This is a genomic window from Conexibacter sp. CPCC 206217 (genome assembly GCF_030646165.1).
In the GTDB taxonomy this organism is placed as follows: Bacteria; Actinomycetota; Thermoleophilia; order Solirubrobacterales; family Solirubrobacteraceae; genus Conexibacter.
The window spans coordinates 282782-303423 of record NZ_JAUTDO010000004.1 but is presented as its reverse complement, the minus strand read 5'-3'; the positions used below and the strand labels follow the sequence as shown (position 1 = coordinate 303423).

At 74.2% G+C, this 20642-nt stretch carries 16 protein-coding genes; 6 read left to right on the top strand and 10 right to left on the bottom strand.

All coding sequences use genetic code 11. The features are described from left to right. Positions 1–51 precede the first annotated feature (51 nt). Positions 52–1179 carry a winged helix DNA-binding domain-containing protein gene (locus tag Q7L65_RS12610; RefSeq protein ID WP_304721626.1) on the top strand — a complete coding sequence of 376 codons (1128 nt, stop codon included), beginning with the start codon at positions 52–54 and terminating at the stop codon, positions 1177–1179. 42 nt (positions 1180–1221) lie between these two features. Here Q7L65_RS12610 and Q7L65_RS12605 read toward each other — a convergent pair whose 3' ends face one another. From Q7L65_RS12605 to Q7L65_RS12595, 3 genes are all read right to left on the bottom strand, one after another. Further along, the gene (locus Q7L65_RS12605; RefSeq protein WP_304721625.1) at positions 1222–2802 is read right to left on the bottom strand and encodes a glycoside hydrolase family 43 protein; all 1581 of its coding nucleotides are present in this window, start codon (positions 2800–2802) and stop codon (positions 1222–1224) included. Positions 2803–2905: 103 nt separating this feature from the next. Next, positions 2906–5779: a LuxR family transcriptional regulator gene (locus Q7L65_RS12600; protein WP_304721623.1), complete on the bottom strand. Its 2874-nt coding sequence runs from the start codon at positions 5777–5779 to the stop codon at positions 2906–2908. A gap of 55 nt (positions 5780–5834) precedes the next feature. Then, positions 5835–6941, bottom strand: coding sequence for a CapA family protein (locus Q7L65_RS12595; protein WP_304721622.1), 1107 nt, complete (start codon positions 6939–6941; stop codon positions 5835–5837). Positions 6942–7095: 154 nt separating this feature from the next. Here Q7L65_RS12595 and Q7L65_RS12590 point away from each other — a divergent pair, with 154 nt between their 5' ends. Beyond that, positions 7096–7743 carry an FMN-dependent NADH-azoreductase gene (locus Q7L65_RS12590; RefSeq protein WP_304721620.1) on the top strand — a complete coding sequence of 216 codons (648 nt, stop codon included), beginning with the start codon at positions 7096–7098 and terminating at the stop codon, positions 7741–7743. A gap of 22 nt (positions 7744–7765) precedes the next feature. Here the strand turns inward: Q7L65_RS12590 and Q7L65_RS12585 are convergent, their stop codons facing one another. Then, positions 7766–8434: a hypothetical protein gene (locus Q7L65_RS12585; RefSeq protein WP_304721619.1), complete on the bottom strand. Its 669-nt coding sequence runs from the start codon at positions 8432–8434 to the stop codon at positions 7766–7768. 127 nt (positions 8435–8561) lie between these two features. Further along, positions 8562–9056, bottom strand: a complete 495-nt coding sequence (locus tag Q7L65_RS12580) for a hypothetical protein (RefSeq protein WP_304721618.1) — start codon at positions 9054–9056, stop codon at positions 8562–8564. Positions 9057–9251: 195 nt separating this feature from the next. Here Q7L65_RS12580 and Q7L65_RS12575 point away from each other — a divergent pair, with 195 nt between their 5' ends. Further along, positions 9252–10718 (top strand): sensor domain-containing diguanylate cyclase, encoded by a 1467-nt coding sequence (locus Q7L65_RS12575; RefSeq protein ID WP_304721616.1) that lies wholly within the window; start codon positions 9252–9254, stop codon positions 10716–10718. Positions 10719–10780: 62 nt separating this feature from the next. On the opposite strand, the gene Q7L65_RS12570 is transcribed toward Q7L65_RS12575, so the two are convergent. From Q7L65_RS12570 to Q7L65_RS12560, 3 genes are all read right to left on the bottom strand, one after another. Continuing rightward, entirely contained in the window at positions 10781–11335 is a 555-nt protein-coding gene (locus Q7L65_RS12570) for a TetR/AcrR family transcriptional regulator (RefSeq protein ID WP_304721614.1), read from the bottom strand. A 133-nt stretch (positions 11336–11468) separates the two neighbouring features. Further along, positions 11469–12650 (bottom strand): beta-ketothiolase BktB, encoded by a 1182-nt coding sequence (gene bktB / locus Q7L65_RS12565; protein WP_304721613.1) that lies wholly within the window; start codon positions 12648–12650, stop codon positions 11469–11471. 137 nt (positions 12651–12787) lie between these two features. Further along, positions 12788–13744, bottom strand: a complete 957-nt coding sequence (locus Q7L65_RS12560; RefSeq protein ID WP_304721611.1) for a GlxA family transcriptional regulator — start codon at positions 13742–13744, stop codon at positions 12788–12790. 86 nt (positions 13745–13830) lie between these two features. Here Q7L65_RS12560 and Q7L65_RS12555 point away from each other — a divergent pair, with 86 nt between their 5' ends. Next, on the top strand, positions 13831–14352 hold the full coding sequence (locus Q7L65_RS12555; RefSeq protein ID WP_304721610.1) for a hypothetical protein: 522 nt from the start codon (positions 13831–13833) through the stop codon (positions 14350–14352). Between the two features lie 78 nt (positions 14353–14430). Here the strand turns inward: Q7L65_RS12555 and Q7L65_RS12550 are convergent, their stop codons facing one another. Then, positions 14431–16335, bottom strand: a complete 1905-nt coding sequence (locus tag Q7L65_RS12550) for an ABC transporter ATP-binding protein (protein ID WP_304721609.1) — start codon at positions 16333–16335, stop codon at positions 14431–14433. 73 nt (positions 16336–16408) lie between these two features. Then, a complete protein-coding gene (locus Q7L65_RS12545; RefSeq protein ID WP_304721607.1) occupies positions 16409–17314 on the bottom strand; it encodes an alpha/beta fold hydrolase in 906 nt (301 codons plus the stop codon). 89 nt (positions 17315–17403) lie between these two features. Between Q7L65_RS12545 and Q7L65_RS12540 the strand changes: the two genes are divergently transcribed. Both Q7L65_RS12540 and Q7L65_RS12535 read left to right on the top strand, forming a co-directional pair. After that, positions 17404–18276, top strand: a complete 873-nt coding sequence (locus Q7L65_RS12540; protein ID WP_304721606.1) for a L,D-transpeptidase — start codon at positions 17404–17406, stop codon at positions 18274–18276. Between the two features lie 99 nt (positions 18277–18375). Beyond that, positions 18376–20589: an MMPL family transporter gene (locus tag Q7L65_RS12535; protein WP_304721604.1), complete on the top strand. Its 2214-nt coding sequence runs from the start codon at positions 18376–18378 to the stop codon at positions 20587–20589. Positions 20590–20642: the final 53 nt, after the last annotated feature.

Genomic DNA, 20642 nt, shown 5'->3' with positions numbered 1-20642 from the left:
CTCAACAGGGTGGAAGATGCGTGGCATGTCCCGCGATCGGATCCGCCGGCGATGACGCGCCCGCGCGCCCTGACCGAGCGCGAGCTGACGCTGTCGCTGCTCGCACGGCAGCTGCTGCTGGAGCGGCGGCGGCTGCCCGCCGCGCAGGCCGTGCGCCGGCTCGTCGCGCTGCAGGCGCAGTACTCGCCGTCGCCCTACCTCGCGCTGCACGCACGCCTCGACGGCTTCGAGATCGCGGAGCTGGAGCGCGCGCTGACGCGCGGGACGGTCGTCAAGTCGACGCTGATGCGCGGGACGCTGCACCTCGTGCACGCCGCGGCCCATCCCGCCTACGCCGCGGCGTGGGGCGTGCAGGCGGGCCGGATGCTGTCCGGACGCGAGCCGGAGCTGGAGGACGAGCGCCCGCGGATCGTCGCCGCGCTGGCCGAGTTCCTGCGCGAGCCGCGCACGACCGACGCGATCCGCGTCCGCACGCGCGAGCTGACCGGCGACCGCATCCGGCAGGACCACGACCTGCTCGACTACGCCCGCCTGACGCTCCCGCTCGTCCACGTCCCGCCGTCGGGCCTGTGGCGCCGGCACGGCAAGTTCTCGCTGGTGCTGCGGGAGGGCGATGCCGCCGAGTCCGCCGCCGGCACGGCCGCGCTCGTGCGCGACTACCTGGCCGCGTTCGGCCCGGCGACGCGCGAGGACGTGGCGGCGTTCACGTGGCTGCGCTTCCACCAGCTCGATCCTGCGCTCGCGGCGCTGGAGCCGTTGCGGCGCGTGACCGACGCGCGCGGGCGGGAGCTGCTCGATCTGCCGCGCGCCCCGTTGCCGCGCGAGGACGTGCAGACGCCGGTCCGCTTCCTGCCGAAGTGGGACGCGGCGCTGATCTCGCACCGCGACCGGACGCGGATCCTGCCGCCCGGCTTCAGAGACGTCGTGATGGGAGCGAGAAACGGCGAGATCCAGCCGAGCTTCCTCGTCGACGGCCAAGTCGCGGGCATCTGGCGCCACGACGAGCGCGACGGCGTCGCGACGCTGACGCTGCGGTCGCTGATCGGCGACGGCCCGGGCGCGCTCCCGTCGGAGCTGGAGCAGGAGGCCGAGCGGCTGCTCGCGTTCCTGTCGCCGGAGGCCGCGCGGCGCGAGCTGGTGCTGGAGGCGGACGCGGACGCGGGTGCGAGAAGGTCCTGACTGGCGTAGCGCGACGCGAGGCCGGCCCCGGGGTGGCGCGCGTCAGCGGCCGGTGCGCCTGATCTGCAGTGCGTCGAACGACGCGTCGCTCGTGAGCGGCCCGCGGCACGTCAGCCCGATCCGCAGGATGCGACGGTTCCCCAGCGTCGTCGCGCGCGCGGGGAGCGTGCGCCAGCCGCCGCCGGCCGAGCGCACCGAGAAGCGCAGCGTGCGCGCGCCGCGGACGTCGAGTGCGAGCGCCGCCGGCGGCTGCTCCAGGGTCGTCGTCGCGAGCGTGCGTCCGGCGCCGCCCGCGGCTCTGCCCTGCCAGGCGCGCACGCGCGTGCGTCCGTCGTCCGTCCGCGCAAGCTCGATCCCGTACGCCGACCCGGCGTCCTGGTCGCCGGTCACGCCCGCGATCCCGGCGACGCAGCCGTGCGGACGGGCGCGCACCTGCGCGCGCACGTCGAGCGGCGCGACCTGCCGCGCCAGCAGCGCCCCGTGCGGCGCGCCGCTCAGCTCGATCCGGCCAGCGCGCTGACGGACGCGCGGCGGCTGGTCCCACGGCCACTCCCAGGAGGGATCGAGCCGCGGCGCGCGCAGGTCGGGCGCCAGCGGCGGGGGCGGACGCTGCGCGACGCCGAGCGGGGCGGGACCGCGCAGCGCCGAACGGCCGCCGTCGCCGATCCGCGGCCAGCCGTCGTCGCCCCACGTGACCGGTTCGAGCAGCGTGTTGCGGCGCGCGTTGGCGGGGTCGTCGGCGAGCACGCCGTGGTGCACGAACCACTCGCCGCCGCGACCGTCGTCGACGAGCGTGCCGTGGCCGGGGCAGCGCAGCTGGGCGCTGCCGCGCAGCACGAGCTGCGGAGCGCGCTCGTACGGACCGAGCAGCGCGGGCGCGCGCGCCGCCGCCTCGCGGTAGTCGCACGGCGGGCTGCAGCAGTCGCCGGCGGCGTACAGCAGCACGAAGGCGCCGTCGTGCCGTGTGACGGTCGGTCCTTCGACGACGCCTTCGTCGTCCGCTCCGACCGCCAGCAGCAGCCGCTCGCGGCCCTCCGTGCGCAGCCCGTCGGCGCTGAGCCGCTGCGCCCAGATCCCGCCCGCGCCGTGGAAGCGGCGGTAGACGAGGTAGGGATCGTCATGTTCGTCACGCGTCACGAACGCGTCGATCGCGCCGTCGGGCGGGCAGGTCAGCGGTCGGCCGAGGTCGCGGTAGGGACCGGCGGGCGACGGGGCGCGGGCGACGCCGATGCACGGCTGGGTGCGGTCTTCGCGCAGGCGCGCGGTGTAGTAGACGCGCGTCTCGCGATCGTCCCAGCGCGTCAGCTCGGGCGCCCAGAACGGGGCCCCGGACCATGCAGGCGGGCGCGGCAGCACGCTGCCGACGGGCTCCCAGTTGACGAGGTCGCGCGAGCGCTGCAGCGGGAACACGGGAGCCCACGCGCGGCTCGTCGTCGCGAGGTAGAAGGTGTCGCCGTCGCGCAGGATCGTCGGGTCCGGCTGCTGGCCGCCGATCACGGGGTTCGTGTAGCTCGGGCCGGCGGGCGGCGTCGTCGCGTGCGTGTTGCTGCCGCCACCGCAGGCGAACAGCAGCAGCGCGGCGGCGGTCGCGATCAACGCCGCGACTGTCCTGCGTCCTCTCATCCGAGGACAGGATGGCGGATGCGGTCTGCCGGCGGTCTGCCGGGTCAGTCCGCCGAGACCGTCGGAGCCGCCGGCTCAGGCGACGGCGGCGGCCGCTCGCCGCTCAGCCCAGCTCGCGCCAGCGCAGCGCCAGCTCCGTGCGCGAGCGGACGTCGAGCTTGCGATACGCCTGGCGCAGATGGTGCTCGACCGTGCGGGGGGAGAGGAACAGCGCGGTCGCCGCCTCGCGGTTCGTCGCTCCGCCCGCGACCAGCTCGCAGACGGCACGCTCGCGGGCGGTCAGCGTCGCGCCGGTTGCGGCGGTCGCGGCGGGACGTGACGGGACCGCGCTCTCGCCCGCCGCCGTCAGCTCGCTCGCGGCGCGCTCGGCCCAGCCGGTCGCTCCCATCGCGGTGAAGGCCGCGTGGGCGGCGCGCAGCTGCTCGCGCGCGTCGACGCGCCGCCGCGCGCGCCGCAGCCGCTCGCCGAAGCAGAGCTGCGTGCGCGCCTGCTCGAACGGGGTCGAGACGCGCGCGTGGGCGGCCAGCGCGGTCGCGAGGTGGGTGTCGATGCGGTCGTCGGAGTCGAGCAGGCCGCGGCTGCGGGCCGCCGCGGCCTGCGCCCACGCGCCGCCCGTCAGCTGCGCGCCGGCCTCCAGCTCGTCCGCGATCGCACGCGCGTCGTCGTCGCGGCCGGCGCGCACGTAGGCGTCGACGAGGTCGCCGGAGGTGTAGAGGAACGAGGGGTCGAGCGTGCCGAAGCGCTGCGTGTGCGCCCGCGAGCGCTCGAGGTGGATGATCGCCTCGGCGTTCTCGCCGATCCCGAGCGCGAGCATCCCGAGCGCTTGCTCGCCCGTCGCGAGCGTCGAGACCATCCCCAGCTCCGCGCTGATGTCGAGCACGCGGGTCGCGTTCGCGCGGCACGCCTGCGCCTCGCCGCGATGCGCCTGCACGAATGCGCCGCAGGTCAGCGTCAGCGCGCGCACGAATCCCTCCAGGCCGTCCTCGGACAGCTCGATCGCCTCGGCCGCGCACTCCGCTGCGGCGTCGAACTCCGCGCGCCGTATGTGCACCGTCCCGAGCACCGCGAGCGGCAGCGCGAGGGCGCTCACCGCCCCCCTGGCGCGCGCGCTCGCGATCAGCCGCGTCAGCAGCCGTTCGGCCTCGGCGTGGCGCTCCATCCAGATCATGCAGAGCGCCGCGACCGACAGCAGCTCGTGGCCGGGGCCGACCGGGTCGGCGTCGCGCAGCGCCTGCGCGTGCTCGGCCAGCAGCGCCAGCGCCTGCGTGTGCTGTCCGAGGCCCGCGAGCGCCTCGGCGCGCAGCACCGCCGGCGCATACGCGATCCATTCGGGCGCGAGCCGCTGCGCCTGCTCGGCCAGCTCCGCCAGCCGCGGTACGGGCCCGGACGCCATCAGCGCGACGCTCGCCTGCGTCAGCAGCAGCGCCGCGCGCGTCGGGTCGAGCGCCGCGACGCGATCGGCCTCGTCTTCGAGCAGCGCATAGGCGGCCATCGGGCGGCCGTCCTGCAGGATCGCGGCGCCGCGCACGAACTGCGCGTCGGCGCGCACGAGCGGGTCGGTGATCGACGGCAGCACCGCGTCGATCAACGCGCGCGCACGCGCCGGCTGGCTGGCGACCGTCGCGGCGCCCGCGGCGGCGAGCGTGCGCGCGGTCGCCTGCGCAGGCTCCGGGCTCAGCAGGGCGGCGCGCTCGAAGACGGCGATCGCGGTCGCCGTCGCGCCGCGCTCGCGTGCCTCGTGGCCGAGCGCCTCCAGCGCCGCCGCGAGCTGCTCGTCGGGCGCGGTCGCCGCGGCGGCGAGGTGCCACGCGCGCTCGGGCGCCGGCCCGGCGGCGGCCAACGCGCGGTGAGCGGCGCGCCGCTCACCGGGACTGGCCGCGTGGTAGACGGCGGAGCGCACGAGCGGATGCACGAACCGCACGCTCGTCGGCCCGACGAGGACGAGTCCGGCGTCCTCGGCGGGGATGAAGACGTCGGCGCCGGTACCGGCTCTCGCCCGCGCCGCGCTGCCGGCCCCCGGCGCGTCACCGATCGCGTCGGCTCCATTCCCCAACGCCGCCACCAGCGGCCCGGTCGCGCCACTGCCGCTCGCCGCCGCGAGCAGCAGCGCGGTCTGCGTCGCGGCGGGCAGCGCGGCGACGCGGGTCGCGTACGCGCGGCGCAGGCGCTCGCCGGTCGGGAACGGGTCGGGGAGAGCGGCGCCGCCGTCGCGCTGGGCGGCGCTCAGCTCCGCGGGCGCCTCGATCAGCGCGAGCGGGTTGCCGCCGACGGCGTCGACGAGCGCCTCCGCGACTGACGGCGCGAGGCCGCTCGCGCGTGCGAGCGCAAGCGCGTGCTCGCGCGTCAGCTCCGTCAGCCGCACGCGCTCGACGTCCGCCCACGGCACGTACGGCTCGCCCCGCAGCGAGCGGGCCGCCACGAGCGCCAGCGGCAGCCGCGGCGCGCGCCGGGCGACGAACGCGATCGCCTCCTGCGAGGAGGCGTCGAGCCACTGCACGTCGTCGACCAGCAGCAGCAGCGGACCGCGCGCGGCCGCGGCCGCCTGCAGCAGCGCCACGATCGCCTGCAGCACGAGCACCCGCTCGGCCCCGGCCGGCGCGTCGAGCGCGAGCGCGCTGCGCAGCGCCCCGCGCTGCGCCTCCGGCAGCCCGTCGCCGTGCTCCAGCACCGGCGCCAACAGCTCCGCGATCCCCGCGAACGGCAGGTCCAGCTCGGTCTCGACCCCGGTCGTCGCGAGCGTCGACGATCGGGTCCCGTTGCCTCGATCCGCCGCGACTCCGCGCCCGTCGCCGTCGCGCCGCGCTTCGCCGTCGACGCGCAGCGCTCGCAGCAGCGCGCTCTTGCCGACGCCCGGCGAACCCTCGATCACGACCGCCCCGCCATGTCCGTCGCGGGCGGCGTCGAGCAGCGTCCGGATCCGTTCCAGCTCCGTCGCGCGACCGACCAGCCGACCTGCATCCCTGCCGGGTCTCAGCATCTGCCGCGAAGCGTACGACGCCGACGCGGATTCCGTCGTCCTACCGTCGCCGGCCTTACTTCTGCGTCGTCAGGTAGACGCCACTCGGCTTGGCGGCGAGGCCGGTGCAGTCGCGCAGGGCGCGCCAGTCGTGGATCGCGGCGGTGCGGGCGGGGCCGCTGAGGGGGATCGGGGCGCCGTCCTCGATCACGGCGGGGCGCCAGACGTATCTGTCGACGCGGCGGCCGGTGACGGTCACGACGAGGGTGCCGCTCGACGTTCTCGGCGCGCCCTTCGCGTAGAAGGCGAGGTTGCCGAGACCGTACGCGACCAGGGTGCGGCCGTCGAAGCCCGCGCCGAGCGGGACGTGCGCGTGGGAGCCGACGACGAGGTCGGCGCCGGCGGCGCTCAGCAGTCTCGCCAGCGGCGGCTGGCTGACGTTCGGGCACTGCTCCAGCTCGGTGCCCCAGTGCAGGAAGACGACGACGGTGTCGGCGGTGGCGCGCGCGTCGCGGACTGCTTTGACGAGGCCGCCGAGGTCGCGCGCGGTCGCCATGCCGGGCTCGGTCGCGGTCGCCATCCACTCGCCCTTGAGGTTGTCGTCGAGCACCTGCGACGCGGCGACGATCGCGATCTTCTGGCCGTTGACCTCGGTCGTGAACGGCCTGAACGCCGCGGCGCGGTCCGCGCCGACGCCGATCAACGGCAGCCCCGCTCTTCTGTCCGCCGCGAGCGACTGCTCCAGCCCCGCGCGCCCGCAGTCGAGCCCGTGGTTGTTCGCCATCGTCGTGACCGTCACGCCCGCCGCTCTGAGCGCAGCGAAGGCGCTCGGGACCGTCGCGAACGTGAACTGCTTCGCCTGCGTCTGTGGACAGCTGCCGTCGGTCGTGACGGCGGTCTCGAGGTTGACCATCGCGACGTCGGCGCCCTTCAGCAGCTTCGGCAGCGGGTCGAGCGCCGTCTTCGGATCGGCCGCCAGCCGCGCTTTCAGCCCCTCTTCGAAATGGACGTCTCCGCCGAACGCGAACGTCACCGCTCTGCCGTTGCCGAGCGGGTTGCGCACGACCGCGGCCTGCTTCTCGTCGGACGACGACGAGCTGCCGCCGCAGCCCGCGAGCAGGCCCCAGCTGCTCAGCGCGACGGCAGCAAGCGCCAGCGTCGATCTCAGGCGAGCTGGAGACACAGATTCATCGTTCGACGCCGAGGCGCCAACTCTTGCTCGTGCCCCAGCGGGTGGTCGTCGCCGGTGGCGGGCTCACAAGAAATCCGTGAGGTGCGGCGAACATGTTCTACACTGGCATTCGTTTGTACAGCATCAACCATTTTGCGAGGATCACATGCCAGCTCCGCAGCTGCTCCAGATCGACTCCAGCATCCAGGGCGACCGCTCGATCAGTCGTTCGCTGACCGCTCGCGCGGCCGAGCGCTGGAAGGCCGCGCATCCCGGCGGCGAGGTCGTCTACCGCGACCTCGCGGCGAATCCGCTCCCGCACCTCGACCCCGACGCCGGGCTCGCCCGCTTCGTCCCGGCCGATCAGCACAACGCCGGCCAGGCGGCCGCGTTCGCGCTGTCGAAGGAGCTGATCGACGAGGTCAAGACCGCCGACACCGTCCTGCTCGGCCTGCCGATCTACAACTTCGGCGCGCCCTCGACCGTCAAGGCGTGGGTCGACCACCTCGTCTTCCCGGGCCTGTCCACCGACGCGACGGGCAGCGAAGGTCTGCTCGGCGACACCGAGGTGATCGTGCTGATCGCGCGCGGTGGCGGCTACGCGCCCGGCACCCCGCGCGAGGGCTGGGACCACGGCTCCGCATGGCTGCCGCACGGCGTCGCGCTGACCGGCCTGGAACCGCGCTTCATCACGGCCGAGCTGACGCTCGCCGACGTCAACCCGGCGATGGAGCACCTGCGCGAGCTGGCGGCCGAGAGCCTCAGGGACGCGCAGCGCGAGGTCGACGCACTGTGGGAGCCCGCGGTCGTCTAGCGGCCTGAGCGGCGCGCGCCGCTCAGCTGCCGACCATGCGCAGCACGGCCGGCAGGTCCGGGTAGCCGCTCGACGCCCAGCCGGAGCGTTGCAGCGCCTGGACCTGCAGCTCCGGCGGCTGGCCGGCGCTGTTGAGGATCGACTGCACGCCGGCGCTCGCCTTGCCGTAGCCGTCGACCGTGTCCTCGCCCTTGAGCCAGCCCGCGGTCGCGTGCGCGGCGGCGGCGGGATCGCTCCAGACGGAGGCCGAGGCGCCGTAGGTCGCCGAGTCGGTGTAGCCGATGTTGAGCCAGTTGTGGTTGCCGGCCGACTCGCGCGACTGTGCGGCGCCGCCGGACTGCTCGGCGAGCATCCAGGCGGCGACGACCTGCGGGTTGAGGCCGGTCTCGGCCGCGAGCTGCGTCGCGAACGTGCGCTGGCCGGCCGTCAGCAGCGACGAGGCCTTCGGCGACAGCGCGCCGGTCGTGCCGGCGAGCACGTTGGTGAAGCTCGTCGGCTGGACCCCGGTCGTGGCGGTCGGCGCATACGCCGTCGCGGTCGGGTAGGTCGCGGCGGTCGCCAGCGGCGCGCCGGTCGGCGCGGTGGCCCCGCCCGTCGTGCGCTGGGTGGGCACGGTCGACGCCGCCGCGTGGAGCGGCGCGACCATCCCTTGGATCTGGCTGATGCGCTGAAGCGCGGCGTCGATGCTCATCGGCACCCCGGGTGATCGGCGCGCCCGGCGCGGGCTTGAGCGCGACGGCGCTGCATGGCACCGGGGCGCGGCGACTGCACGCGTGCGCGCGCGGGAAGCCGCTCGCGCGCGAAGCCGCTCGAGGGTGCTACTCGAGCACGAGCAGCGCGGCGCGCGGCGGGCCGCAGACACCGACGCGCATCGGCATCCGGACGCCGAAGACGTTCGCGGGCCGGACCGTCAACCGGCGTGGCTCGTCGTCGCCGCCGGCCGCCCACATGATCGTGTCGGCGAACGCGGCGACGGTCGCGGCCTCGGCGTCGGCCGGGGCCAGCAGCTCCGTCACCGGGCGCGAGATCGCGTCGCGCTCGTCGACGGCGAGGAACTCCTGCGCCTCCGCCGACAGCGCGCAGACGGTGAGCCCGCCGTCGACGATCAGGAACGGCTCGCCGCGCTGCGGGACCAGTTCGGCACGCGCCTCCACGAGCAGGCCCAGGTTGCAGTCCCCGCACACGCGCGCGACCGGCGCGGGCGTCTGGGCCGCGATCGCGCCGCAGTGACCGCAGAACCACTGAGCAGGCCGTGCCTGCTCGGTCGTCGTCGGGACGAGCCGAAGGGCGGTGCGTTGGGAGGCCAAAGCCATGCGGGCAGTATCGGGAATTTTGTTCAAGCGAATGTATGTGTTCGGTGTGGACCTGGACGAATGGCCCGAACGCACCCTGAAAGATAGTCCGTCATGGGGAGCTTTTCGGAGACTTGGCGGTGTCCTGACGTCCAGACGGCACCGCGCCGACCGAAACGGTCAAGTCGTCGGCTGGGACGCCGACAACCAGATGAGATGAGCATCGCGGAGCTCGACACCCTGAACGCTTCTCCGGGCGAGCAGCGGCGGCTCGCCGCCGTCCGCGCGGCGACTGCGGCCGCGGGGCAGTCCAACGGTGGGCTGGAGCAGCTCGTCACGCTCGTCGCGCGGCTGCTCGGCTACGAGCACGTGAGCATCAACCTGCTGCACGACACGTTCCAGGTCACGGTCGCCGCGACGACCACTGACGCCGGCGAGGTGACACCGCGCGAGCTGTCGATCTGCGGGCACACGATTCTCACCCCCGACGTCCCGACGATCATCCCCGACGCGACGCAGGACCCGCGCTTCCGCGACAACCCGCACGTCGTCGCCGGACTGCGCGCGTACCTCGGCGTGCCGCTGGTGACCGCGGGCGGTTGCGCGATCGGCGCGCTGTGCGTGACCGACACGGTCCCGCGCAGGCCGGGGCCCGAGGAGGTCGAGACGCTGCAGACGATGGCGGGCGCGGTCGCGACCGAGCTGGAGCGCAGCGGCACGCTCGTCGCGATAGCCGAGGTGACGGCCGCGCTCGCGTGCGCCAAAGAGCTCTCAGACGTGCACGGGCGGATCTTCGACGGCGTCATCTCCGCCGTCGGCGCCGACGGCGTCGTGCTCGCCGTGCGCGAGGGCGAGAGGCTCGAGGTCGCCGCCTCCAGCGAGCCGCTGCCGGAGCTGGTGACGGTGCCGGTCGGCCCCGGCACGGTCAGCGGGCGCGTCTGCGCCAGCGGCAGATCGGAGTTCTACGTCGACAGCGCCGAGGTGCCCGCGATATCGCGCGCGCTGACGCAGCGCGTCGGCGGCAAGGCGACCGCGGTCTTCCCCGTCGGGCCCGCCGGGCCCGACGGCGCCGCGGGCGTCCTGATCGCCTGGTGGCGCAGCCCGCTCACGTCGCTCTCGCCGTGCTCGCAGCGCACGCTCGCGATGCTCGCCGACCAGGCCGCGGTCGCGATCGAGCGCGCCTCGCTGCTGGAGCGGCTGGAGCAGCTCAGCCGCACCGACGCGCTGACCGGGCTCGCGAACCGGCGGATGCTCGACGAGGTGCTCACGCGCGAGGTCGCGCGTGCCGCCCGCACCGGCGAGCCGCTCGCCGTCGCGATGATCGACCTCGACCACTTCAAGGCGTACAACGACAGCTTCGGCCACCAGTCCGGCGACCTGCTGCTGCGGCGCGCCTCGCAGGCGTGGGTCGCGTCGGTGCGCCGCACCGACCTCGTCGCGCGCTACGGCGGCGAGGAGTTCGTGCTCGTGCTGCCGTCGTGCGACCAGGAGTCCGCGATGCGGCTGATCGAGCGTGTGCGCGCGTCCGTCCCGGACGGCCAGACCTGCTCGATCGGAGCCGCGATGTGGGACGGCGTCGAGACGCCGACGGCGCTCGTCGGCCGCTCCGATCGCGCGCTCTACTCCGCCAAGCGCGCCGGTCGCGACCAGCTCGTCTTCGCGCCGCGCGTGCGCGCCCGCTGAACGGCAACGTGCAAGCGCCAAGCCCCTGATCCCGGCACTGCTCCGGATCCTCCCCGCGCACGCTACCCGGCCCGCGTGGACGCGCGCAGCGCGCGCAGCCCGGCGTCCCACAGCTCGTCCGCGTCGCTGCCCTCGGCGAAGCGGTCGTTCAGCTCCAGCATGATCATCCCGTGGGCGAACGCCCACAGCACGCGCGCCAGCGTGAGGTCGCCGTCGACCGCCCGGCGCAGCGCTTCGCCGGCGTGCTGCTCGGAGCCCTCCACGAGCGCCGCACGGTCGAGGCCCTTGTCCGTCATCAGGCGGTAGACGTGCGGGTGCGCGAGCGCGTAGCGGCGGTATGCCGAGCCGATCGCCAGCAGCGGGTCCTCGCCGACGGCGCGGGCCGCGTCGGCCGACATGCGCGTCAGGTCGCCCTGTTCGAAGAAGGCCTCCGAGATGATCGCGTTCTCCAGCGCCCGCTTGTCCGCGACGTGCTCGTACAGCGACGGCGCGCGGATCCCCAGCTGCGCCGCGATCCGGCGCATCGACAGACCCTCGGGTCCCTCGGATTCGAGCAGCTCGCGGGCGACGGCGACGATCTCACGCGCACGAGGGGTCAGGTCGGGGGCCGGGACCATCGCACCGAAGATACTGTCTGCCGGCATCGGCGGTCGGGGCCGCGCGCACGGGCTGTCGGAGTCTCTGTGGCCGTGCTTGGCCGAGACGGCGCCGCTTCGCGCTCGCGGCCGGCGCCGTCCGGCCTGCGGCACCCTACGGCTTGCCGAGCAGCAGCGCGATCCCCTGGCCGCCGCCGATGCAGAGCGTCACGAGCGCGTAGTCGTGATTGGCACGCTCCAGCTCCGCGATCGCCTTCGCGGTGATCGCCGCACCGGTCGCGCTGATCGGATGCCCGAGCGCGATCGCGCCGCCGTTGGGGTTGACCTTCGCGGGGTCGAGGTCGAGCTCCTTGATGACCGCGAGCGCCTGCGCCGCGAACGCCTCGTTCAGCTCGATCACGCCGATCTGGTCGAGCGAGACGCCGGTGCGGTCGAGCACCTTCTTGACCGCCGGGACCGGCCCGATCCCCATCACGGCGGGGTCGACGCCGCAGCTGGCGTAGCCGAGCACGCGCGCTCTGACGGTCACGCCCAGCTCCGCCGCCTTGTCGGCGGACAGCAGCACGGCCGCTGCGCCGGCGTCGTTCATGCCGGAGGCGTTGCCGGCGGTGACAGTGCCGCCGTCGCGTCTGAAGACCGGCTTCAGCTTCGCCATCCCTTCCAGCGACGCGTCGTCGCGGATGTGCTCGTCGGTCGCGAACTCGATCTCGCCCTTGCGCGTCTTGACGGTCACCGGAACGATCTGGTCGACGAAGCGGCCGGCGTCGCGTGCGGCGATCGCGCGCTGGTGCGACTCGACCGCGAACGCGTCCTGCTGCTCGCGCGAGATGTCGTGGCGCTCGGCGAGGTTCTCGGCCGTGACGCCCATCAGGATGTCGTTGAACGGATCGGTCAGGGCGCCCGAGACCGGGTCGACCATCTTCGTCTCGCCCATCCGAGCGCCCCAGCGGCCGGTCGGCAGCCAGTACGGCCCGCGGCTCATCGACTCCGTGCCGCCCGCCAGCGCGACCTCGACGTCGCCGGACTGGATCGCCTGCGTCGCGGAGACGATCGCCTGCACGCCGGTGCCGCAGAGACGGTTGACGGTGAAGGCCGGCGTCTCCTTCGGAATCCCCGCGCCCATCCCGACGACGCGCGCCATGTACATGTCGCTCGGCTGCGTGTGGATCACGTTGCCGAAGACGACGTGCTCGACCTGCTCCGGCGCGACGCCGGCCCGCTCCAGCGCGGCGCGTGCGGCGGTCGCCCCGAGCTCGCTCGGCGGCACGTCCTTGAGCGACTTTCCGTAGCCGCCGACGGCGGTGCGCACGGCGGAAGCGATCACGACATCGGTCATCGTCAGGTTCTCCTCGAAGTTTCGACCGCGGTTGATCTTGGCAGCGCGCGGTCGCGGTGGAACCCGGTCGAAACGACGGTTGGACGGTGCGCGTCGTGCTTCGCCGGTCGAGGCGGGCCTGCGCGGCGCGCTGCCGCTCAGCCGGCGGGGGCGGTGCGGAACGCGCGCCGGTACGCCTGCGGGCTGGTGCCGACGAGCGCTCTGAAGCGGTCGCGGAAGGTCGTCGCGGAGCCGAAGCCGACCTGCGCGGCGATCTGCTCGACGGGGTGCGCGGTCGTCTCCAGCAGCAGCTGGGCACGCCGCAGCCGCAGTCGGTGCAGCCAGCGCAGCGGTGTCGTGCCGGTCTGCTCGCGGAAGCGACGGTTGAGCGTGCGCGTGCTCATCAGCGCCTGCGCGGCGATCGCGTCGAGTGTCAGCTCGCGGTGCGCGTTGCGCTCGATCCACAGCAGCAGCGGCTGCAGCGTCGCGCCGTCCGGCGCGGGCGGCTCGTGGACGATGAACTGCGCCTGGCCGCCGTCGCGCTCCAGCGGCATGACGGCGTAGCGGGCGCTGTCGGCGGCGACCGCGGCGCCGTGGTCGCGGCGGACCATGTGCAGGCACAGGTCGAGCCCGGCGGCTGCGCCTGCGGAGGTCAGCAGCTGCCCGTTGTCGACGTACAGCACGTCGGGATCGACCGTGATCGCCGGGTGCATGCGGGCCAGTTCCGCGGCGGCGGCCCAGTGCGTGGTCGCGCGCCTGCCGGCGAGCAGCCCGGTCGCGGCGAGCGTGAAGGCGCCGACGCAGATCGAGGCGATCCGCGCCCCGCGCGCGGACGCGCTGCGCAGCGCGTCGAGCACGTCGCCGGAGATCGACGCGGCCGGCTGCGCGAGACCGGGCAGCATGATCGTGTCGGCGCTGGTGAGCGCGCTGAGGTCGTGCGGCGCGGTCAGCGAGAACGCGCCGTCGGCCACCGCGATCTCAGGTGCGGGGCCGCAGACGAGGACGCGATACGCCGGCGTCCCGTCGGCCAGCCGGGCGCGGCCGAAGAGGTCGAGCGGTGTCGCGAGGTCGGACGAGATCACGGCGTCGAGCGCGAGGACGGCGACGGTGTGCATGCCACCAAGCCTACTGTCCGAAACCCGTTGACATGTGGCATTCTTGCCACTTGTCCGTCACGCGGGCCGTTCATAGCGTTGCGGCGGTGACCAAGCTCCTGCTCAGCATCCACGTGATCGTCGCGATCCTCGCCGTCGGCCCGGTGGCCGTCGCAGCCAGCGTCTTCCCCCGTTCGGCGCGCGCGGCGGCTGCCGCGGGGCCGGGCGACGCGGCGGCACTGGCGTCGCTGCGGACGCTGCACCGGATCTGCCGCGTCTACGCGGTGCTGGCCCTGCTCGTCCCCGTCTTCGGCTTCGCGACCGCGGCGGCGATGGGCGTGCTCGGCGACGCCTGGCTGTCCGCCTCGATGGTCCTCACCGGCATCGCCGGCGGCGTCCTCGCGGGGCTCGTGCTGCCGTTGCAGGATCGCGTGCTGCGCGAGCTGACGGCGCCCGCCGACGCACCTGTCGCCTTGCCCGCCGGCGACACCGCCGTCCTGCTCGCCCCCGCCGACCGCGTCCGCCGCGACGCCGCTCAGCTCGCGATGACCGTCGGCGTCTTCAACCTGCTGTGGGCGACGGTCACGGTCCTGATGGTCGTGCGACCGGGGTCGACGACGGGAGCGTGAGGCGAGCTGCGCGCGGCTCGCGACTGATCGTGCGTCCCCGGTCCGACGAACGGGGGCGTGAGCGGAGCGGATGCGCCGTCAGTCGAGCGCGGCGTCGGCGGTCGCGACCTCGCCGGTCTGGACCGCCCACAGCGCGGCGTAGCGGCCGCGGCGGGCGACCAGCTCGTCGTGCGTGCCGGCTTCGGCGACGCGGCCGCCGTCGAGCACGTGGATGCGATCGGCGTGGCGGATCGTCGAGAGACGGTGGGCGATCACGATCGTCGTGCGCTCGCGGCTGACGCGCAGCAGCGAGCGCTGGATCGCCGCCTCGGTCTCGTTGTCGACCGCCGAGGTCGCCTCGTCGAGCACGAGGATCGACGGGTCGCGCACGAGCGCGCGGGCGATCGTCAGCCGCTGGCGCTGGCCGCCGGAGAGCCGCACCCCGCGTTCGCCGACGGGCGTGTCGTAGCCCTGCGGCAGCGCCGCGACGAAATCGTGCGCCTCGGCCTGCTCGGCGGCGGTGCGCAGCTGCTCGTCGGTCGCGTCCGGCTCGCCGTAGCGGAGGTTGTCGGCGACCGAGCCGTCGAACAGGAACGTGTCCTGCCCGACGTAGCCGATCGTGCCGCGCAGCGCCTCGAACGACAGCTCCGGCACCGGCACGCCGTCGATCGCGACCGTGCCGCCGTCGGCGTCGTAGAGCCGCAGCAGCAGCTTCACGACGGTCGACTTGCCGGCGCCGGTCGGGCCGACGATCGCGTGCGTCTCGCCCGCGCCTATGTCGAGCGCGAGCCCGTCGAGCACGCGCGTGCGGACCGCGCCGTCGCCGTCGCGGTAGACGAAGGAGACGTCGTCGAAGGAGACGGCGCGACCGCGGGACGCGCGATCGTCATCGCGGCGGTCCGCGCGCGCCCCGTCGCCGTTGCTCGCCGCATCGACGTTCCCGCCCGCCGCGACGCCGCTCGCGCCCACCGGCGGCAGCTCCCGCGTCCCCGGTCGCACCGCCACGGGCGCGTCGATCAGGTCGAGGATCCGTCGCAGCGAGGCGGTTCCGCGCTGGTACAGGTCGAGCGTCTCGCCCAGCTCCGTCAGCGGCCACAGCAGCCGCTGCGTCATGAACACGAGCACGGAGTACATGCCGATCTCCAGCGTCCCGTTCAGCGTCAGGTGGCCGCCGACGACGAGCGTGACCATGAAGCCGATCAGGATCGCGATCCGGATCACCGGCACGAACGCGGCGCTCAGCGCGATCGCCTCGCGGTTCGCGCTCGCGTAGGAGATCGACGCGTCGGCGACGCGTGCGGACTCGCGCCGCTCGGCGCCGAACGCCTTGATCGTCGCGATCCCGCCGAGGTTGCCGCCGATCAGGCCGCCGAGGCGGCCGGCGCGGTCGCGCACCGCCGCGTAGCGCGGCTCCAGCCGTCTCTGGAAGATCAGCGAGCCGCCGACGATCACGGGGATCGGCAGGAACGCCAGCACCGCCAGCAGCGGCGAGATCACGAAGAAGACCGCGCCGACGCCGACGACGCTCGTCGCCGTCTGCAGGATCTTCAGCGCGCCGACGTCGAGGAAGCGCTCCAGCTGGTTGACGTCGTCGTTGAGGATCGTCAGCAGTCTGCCGGCCTCGCGATCCTCGAACCACGCCAGCTCCAGCTCCTGCACGTGGCCGTAGGCGTCCATCCGCAGGTCGTGCTGGAGGTCCTGCGAGAGCGTGCGCCAGGCGCGCTGCGCGAGGTACTCCGTGAGCGACTCGAGGATCCACACGACCGCGGTCACGCCGGCCAGCACGAACAACTGGCTCTCGCGGTCCTCGATCCCCGTCCACTGCCCGACGAAGCTGCCCTGCTGACGCACGACGACGTCGATCGCGACGCCGATCAGCAGCTCCGGCAGGATGTCGAGGATCTGGTTGAGGACCGCCCAGATCGAGCCGCGCACGACTCTCGAGCGGTAGCGCGGCGCACGGCGCCACAGGCGTTTGAGCGGATGGACGGAGGCCTCGTTCACGACCGGGAAGGGTAGTGAGGACGGACCGCGCAGCGTCTTGGCGCGTGCGCGACGTGTGCCGGCGGCCCGTCGCTCAGCGAGCGGACTGCGCCGGCGCGCGGGCGCCCGCGCGCGTCTGCGACGCGATCAGCTCGACCAGTTGCGGCCACGCGCCGACGGGCAGGTCGTGGCCCATGCCGGGGATCGTGACATGGCGCGAGCCGGGGATCGCGGCCGCGGTCGCGCGGCCGCCGGTCGGGTTGACCATCCGGTCGCGGTCGCCGTGGATCACGAGCGTCGGGACGCTGATCGTGCGCACCTCGCGGGTGCGGTCGCCGGACTTGACGATCGCCGCCAACTGCCGTGCGACGCCGGCCGGGTCGTGGCCGCGATCCCATGCGACGCCCGCGACGGCGCGGACCTCGTCCTCGTCGAACGGATAGCCGTGCGAGCCGATGTGGCGCCACAGCACGACGGCGCGCTCGATCGAGGCGGCACGCTCTCTCGACGGCTTGCCGAGCATCAGCCGCCACGTCGACGGCGCCGGGCGCCCGAGCCGGCGGGCGCCCGTCGTCGACATGATCGAGGTCAACGTCAGGATCCGCTGCGGATGGCGCGCGGCGAGCGTCTGGCCGATCATGCCGCCCATCGATCTGCCCGCGACGTGGACGCTGTCGAGCCCGAGTGCGTCGAGCAGCCCGGCCGTGTCGTGCGCCATCTCCGCGAGCGTGTACTGGCCGGCGGCGAAGCGGCGGGTTCCGAGTTGCAGCGGCGTCGGCGGGCGCACCGCGGCGCGCGTCGAACGCCCGACGTCGCGGTTGTCGAAGCGGATCACGTACAGGCCGCGCGCGGCGAGCTGCTCGCACAGCGCGGCCGGCCAGGCGATCAGCTGCTGCCCGAGCCCGGAGATCAGCAGCAGCGGCGCGTCGGCCGGATCGCCGAACGTCTGCGCGCACAGCTCGATCCCGTCGCCGACCGGGAGGAGTCGCTCGTCGGTCATGCGACGGACTCCAGCACAGCCGCTGACGGTGTGTCGAGGTTCACGCGCGGCGCGCGCCGTTCGTCGACGTACCGAGGATGTCCATCGTCATGGGTGATCGGCAGCCGAGAGCGATCCCGCAGTCGGCGCGCGGACGTTCTCCGACGATCTCGATCTGCCATCGTTCACTGGTCCTGATGTCCGTCCCGCGTGCCATCTCGCTCGTGTTGATCGCCGCCGTTCTGGCGGGCGCGTCGCTGGTGCCCGCGGCGGTCGCGGCGCCCGCGGCGAAGGCTGCGCCGAGCGCCTCCGCGCCGGCGAAGCGACCCCCCGCCGACCGGCCCTCCGCCCTCCACGCTCCGACCGCGCGCGGGGCGTGGACCGCGACCGTCGTCGAGACGGTCGTCGCGCGGGTGCAGCCGGGCGAGCGAGCGAAGGCCGTGCGGACGCTCGACACGCGCGCGCCGTTCTGGGGCGGTCCGAACGTGCTGCTGGTGCTGGGCTCGCGCATGGTCGCCGACGAGCGCTGGCTCGACGTGCTCGTGAAGGGCATGCCGGCCGGCTCGCACGGCTGGATCCCGGCGCGCGCGGCGCAGCTGGCGAGAACCGACCGCCGCATCGTCGTCGACCTGTCAGAGCGCACGCTGACGTTCTCACGCGCCGGGCGCAGGGTCCTCAGCACGAGTGTCGTCGTCGGTGCCCCCGAGACGCCGACGCCGCTCGGCCAGTTCGCCGTCGACGCGATCGCGAAGGAGCCGCCCGGCAGCCTGCTCGGCCCGCGCGTGCTGGCGCTCGTCGCCTACTCGCGCGCGCTCGCCCGCTACCAGGGCGGGATCCCGCAGGCCGCGATCCACGCGGCCGACCAGCTCGGCGACCCGCTCGGGACCGCCGCCTCGCACGGCTGCGTGCGCGCCCCGCAGACGGTCGTCAACCGCCTGCTCACGCTCGCCCCGCGCGGCACGCCGGTCCTGATCCAGCGCTGAGCGGGGGATAACCCCCGCCCGCGATCCGGCCGCGGACCCCCGCGCGCCCTGCACGGCACCCCAGCGACGCGGCGCGGCGCCGTTGAGAGCGTGCCTGGCATGACTTCCACACGCTCGCGGCCCGCTCCGACGCGCCGCTCAGAGAGTCGCTTCGAGCGGCTCGCGCAATGGTCGATCCACCACCGCCGGCGGGCGATCGCGCTGTGGGTGGCGCTGCTGATCGCCGTCCTCGGCGGCTCGTTCGCGCTCGGCTCGGACTGGTCCAACGACTTCGCGCTGCCGGGCACCGAATCGCAGCAGGCGCTCGACACGCTGCAACGCTCCGCACCGGCCCAGGCCGGCGACACCGTCGAGATCGTGATGCGCGATCCCGGCGGCATGTGGACCGACGGCACGCGCGGTCGTGTCGACGCGATGCTCGCGCGCGTCGACAGGCTGCCGCACGTCGCCGCGGTGCAGAACCCGTACACGACCGCCGGCGCGGTCTCCAGAGACGGCACGATCGCGCACGCGACCGTGATGCTCGACAAGACCGCCGACGGCGTCCCGAAGGCCGCGATCGAACGGCTCGTCGACACCGCCGAGGCGGCGCGCGGCGACGGTCTGCAGGTCGAACTGGGCGGCGACGCCGTCCGCTACCTCAACCCGGGCGGCGGCGGGGCCGAGTCGATCGGCACGCTCGCCGCGCTCGTGATCCTGATCTTCCTGTTCGGCTCGCTGCTGGCGGCGAGCATCCCGATCGTGACCGCGCTCGTCGCGGTCGGCGGCACGACCGCGCTGATCGTGCTCGGCTCGCACGTGATCGACGTCGCCGACTTCACACCGGCGCTGATGTCGCTCGTCGGTCTCGGCGTCGGGATCGACTACGCGCTGCTGATCTTCTCCCGCTACCGCGCCGAGCTGCTGAACGACCGCGACCGCGACGACGCGCTGCGGATCGCGCTCGACACCGCCGGGCGCTCGGTCGTCTTCGCCGGCACGACCGTGATCATCGGCCTGCTCGGCCTGATCGTGCTCGGCATCGGCGTGCTGCAGGGGATCGCGCTCGGCGTCTCGCTGACCGTGCTCGTGACGATGATCGCCTCGCTGACGCTGCTGCCCGCGCTGCTGACCGTCTGCGGCCAGCGGATCGAGCGCAGCGTGCGCAAGCGCGCGCTGCGGGCGCGCAAGCGCAACCGCGTCGAGGGCGAGCGCTGGCGCAACTGGGCCGCGGCCGTGCAGCGCCGCCCGGTCGCCGTGCTCGCGATCGCCGGCACGCTGATGGTCGCGCTGGCGCTGCCCGCGACGGGCATGCGTCTCGGCTTCGCCGACGCCAGCAACGACAGCACCTCCAGCACGTCGCGCAAGGCCTACGACCTGCTCGCGACAGGCTTCGGCGACGGCTTCAACGGCCCGCTGCTGATCGTCGCCGAGGGCGGCAGCGCGGACGCCGCCGACGCGCTGCGCGACACGCTCGCGCGCACGCCGGGGGTTGCCGCGGTGGCGCCGGCGCAGGACGGCGGGAGCGGCGCGTCCGGTGGCAGCGGCGCGAGCGCGGCGCCTGCACGCGTCGCGACCGTGATCGCCTACCCCGACGCCAAGCCCCAGGACGAGGCGACCCAGCGGCTCGTGACCGACCTGCGCGACGACGTGCTGCCGTCGCTGGCGGCGAGAACCGGGGCGACCTACCTGGTCGGCGGCGGGACCGCCGCCACCGACGACTACGCGCACGCCGTGCAGGACCGCCTGCCGCTGTTCGTCGCGATCGTCGTCGGGCTGTCCGCGCTGCTGCTGATGGTCGTCTTCCGCTCCGTCCTGATCCCGCTGAAGGCGGCGCTGCTGAACCTGCTCAGCATCGGCGCGGCGCTCGGCGTCGTGACGCTCGTCTTCCAGCACGGCCTGTTCGGGGCGGAGCCGAGCCCGATCGACGCGACGATCCCGATCCTGATCTTCGCGATCGTCTTCGGCCTCTCGATGGACTACGAGGTCTTCCTCGTCGGGCGGATGCACGAGGAGTGGGAGCGCACGCACGACGCCCGCCACGCCGTCCGCGAGGGACTGGCGCAGACCGGTCGCGTGATCACGGCCGCGGGCGCGATCATGGTCGTCGTCTTCGGCGCCTTCCTCGCCAGCCCGGACCGCATGATGAAGCAGTTCGGCCTCGGGCTCGCGGTCGCGATCCTGCTCGACGCGGTCGTGATCCGCTGCCTGATCGTGCCGGCGGTGATGGAGCTGTTGGACAGAAAGGCGTGGTGGATGCCGCGCTGGCTGCGGGCGGTCCTGCCGCGTGTGGCGCTGGAGCGCAAGCGCGATGCCCAGGAGCTGAGCGTCTGAAACCGTGACGGATGTCATGCCCCATTCCGGACGGCCGACACTTACGCCCGCGG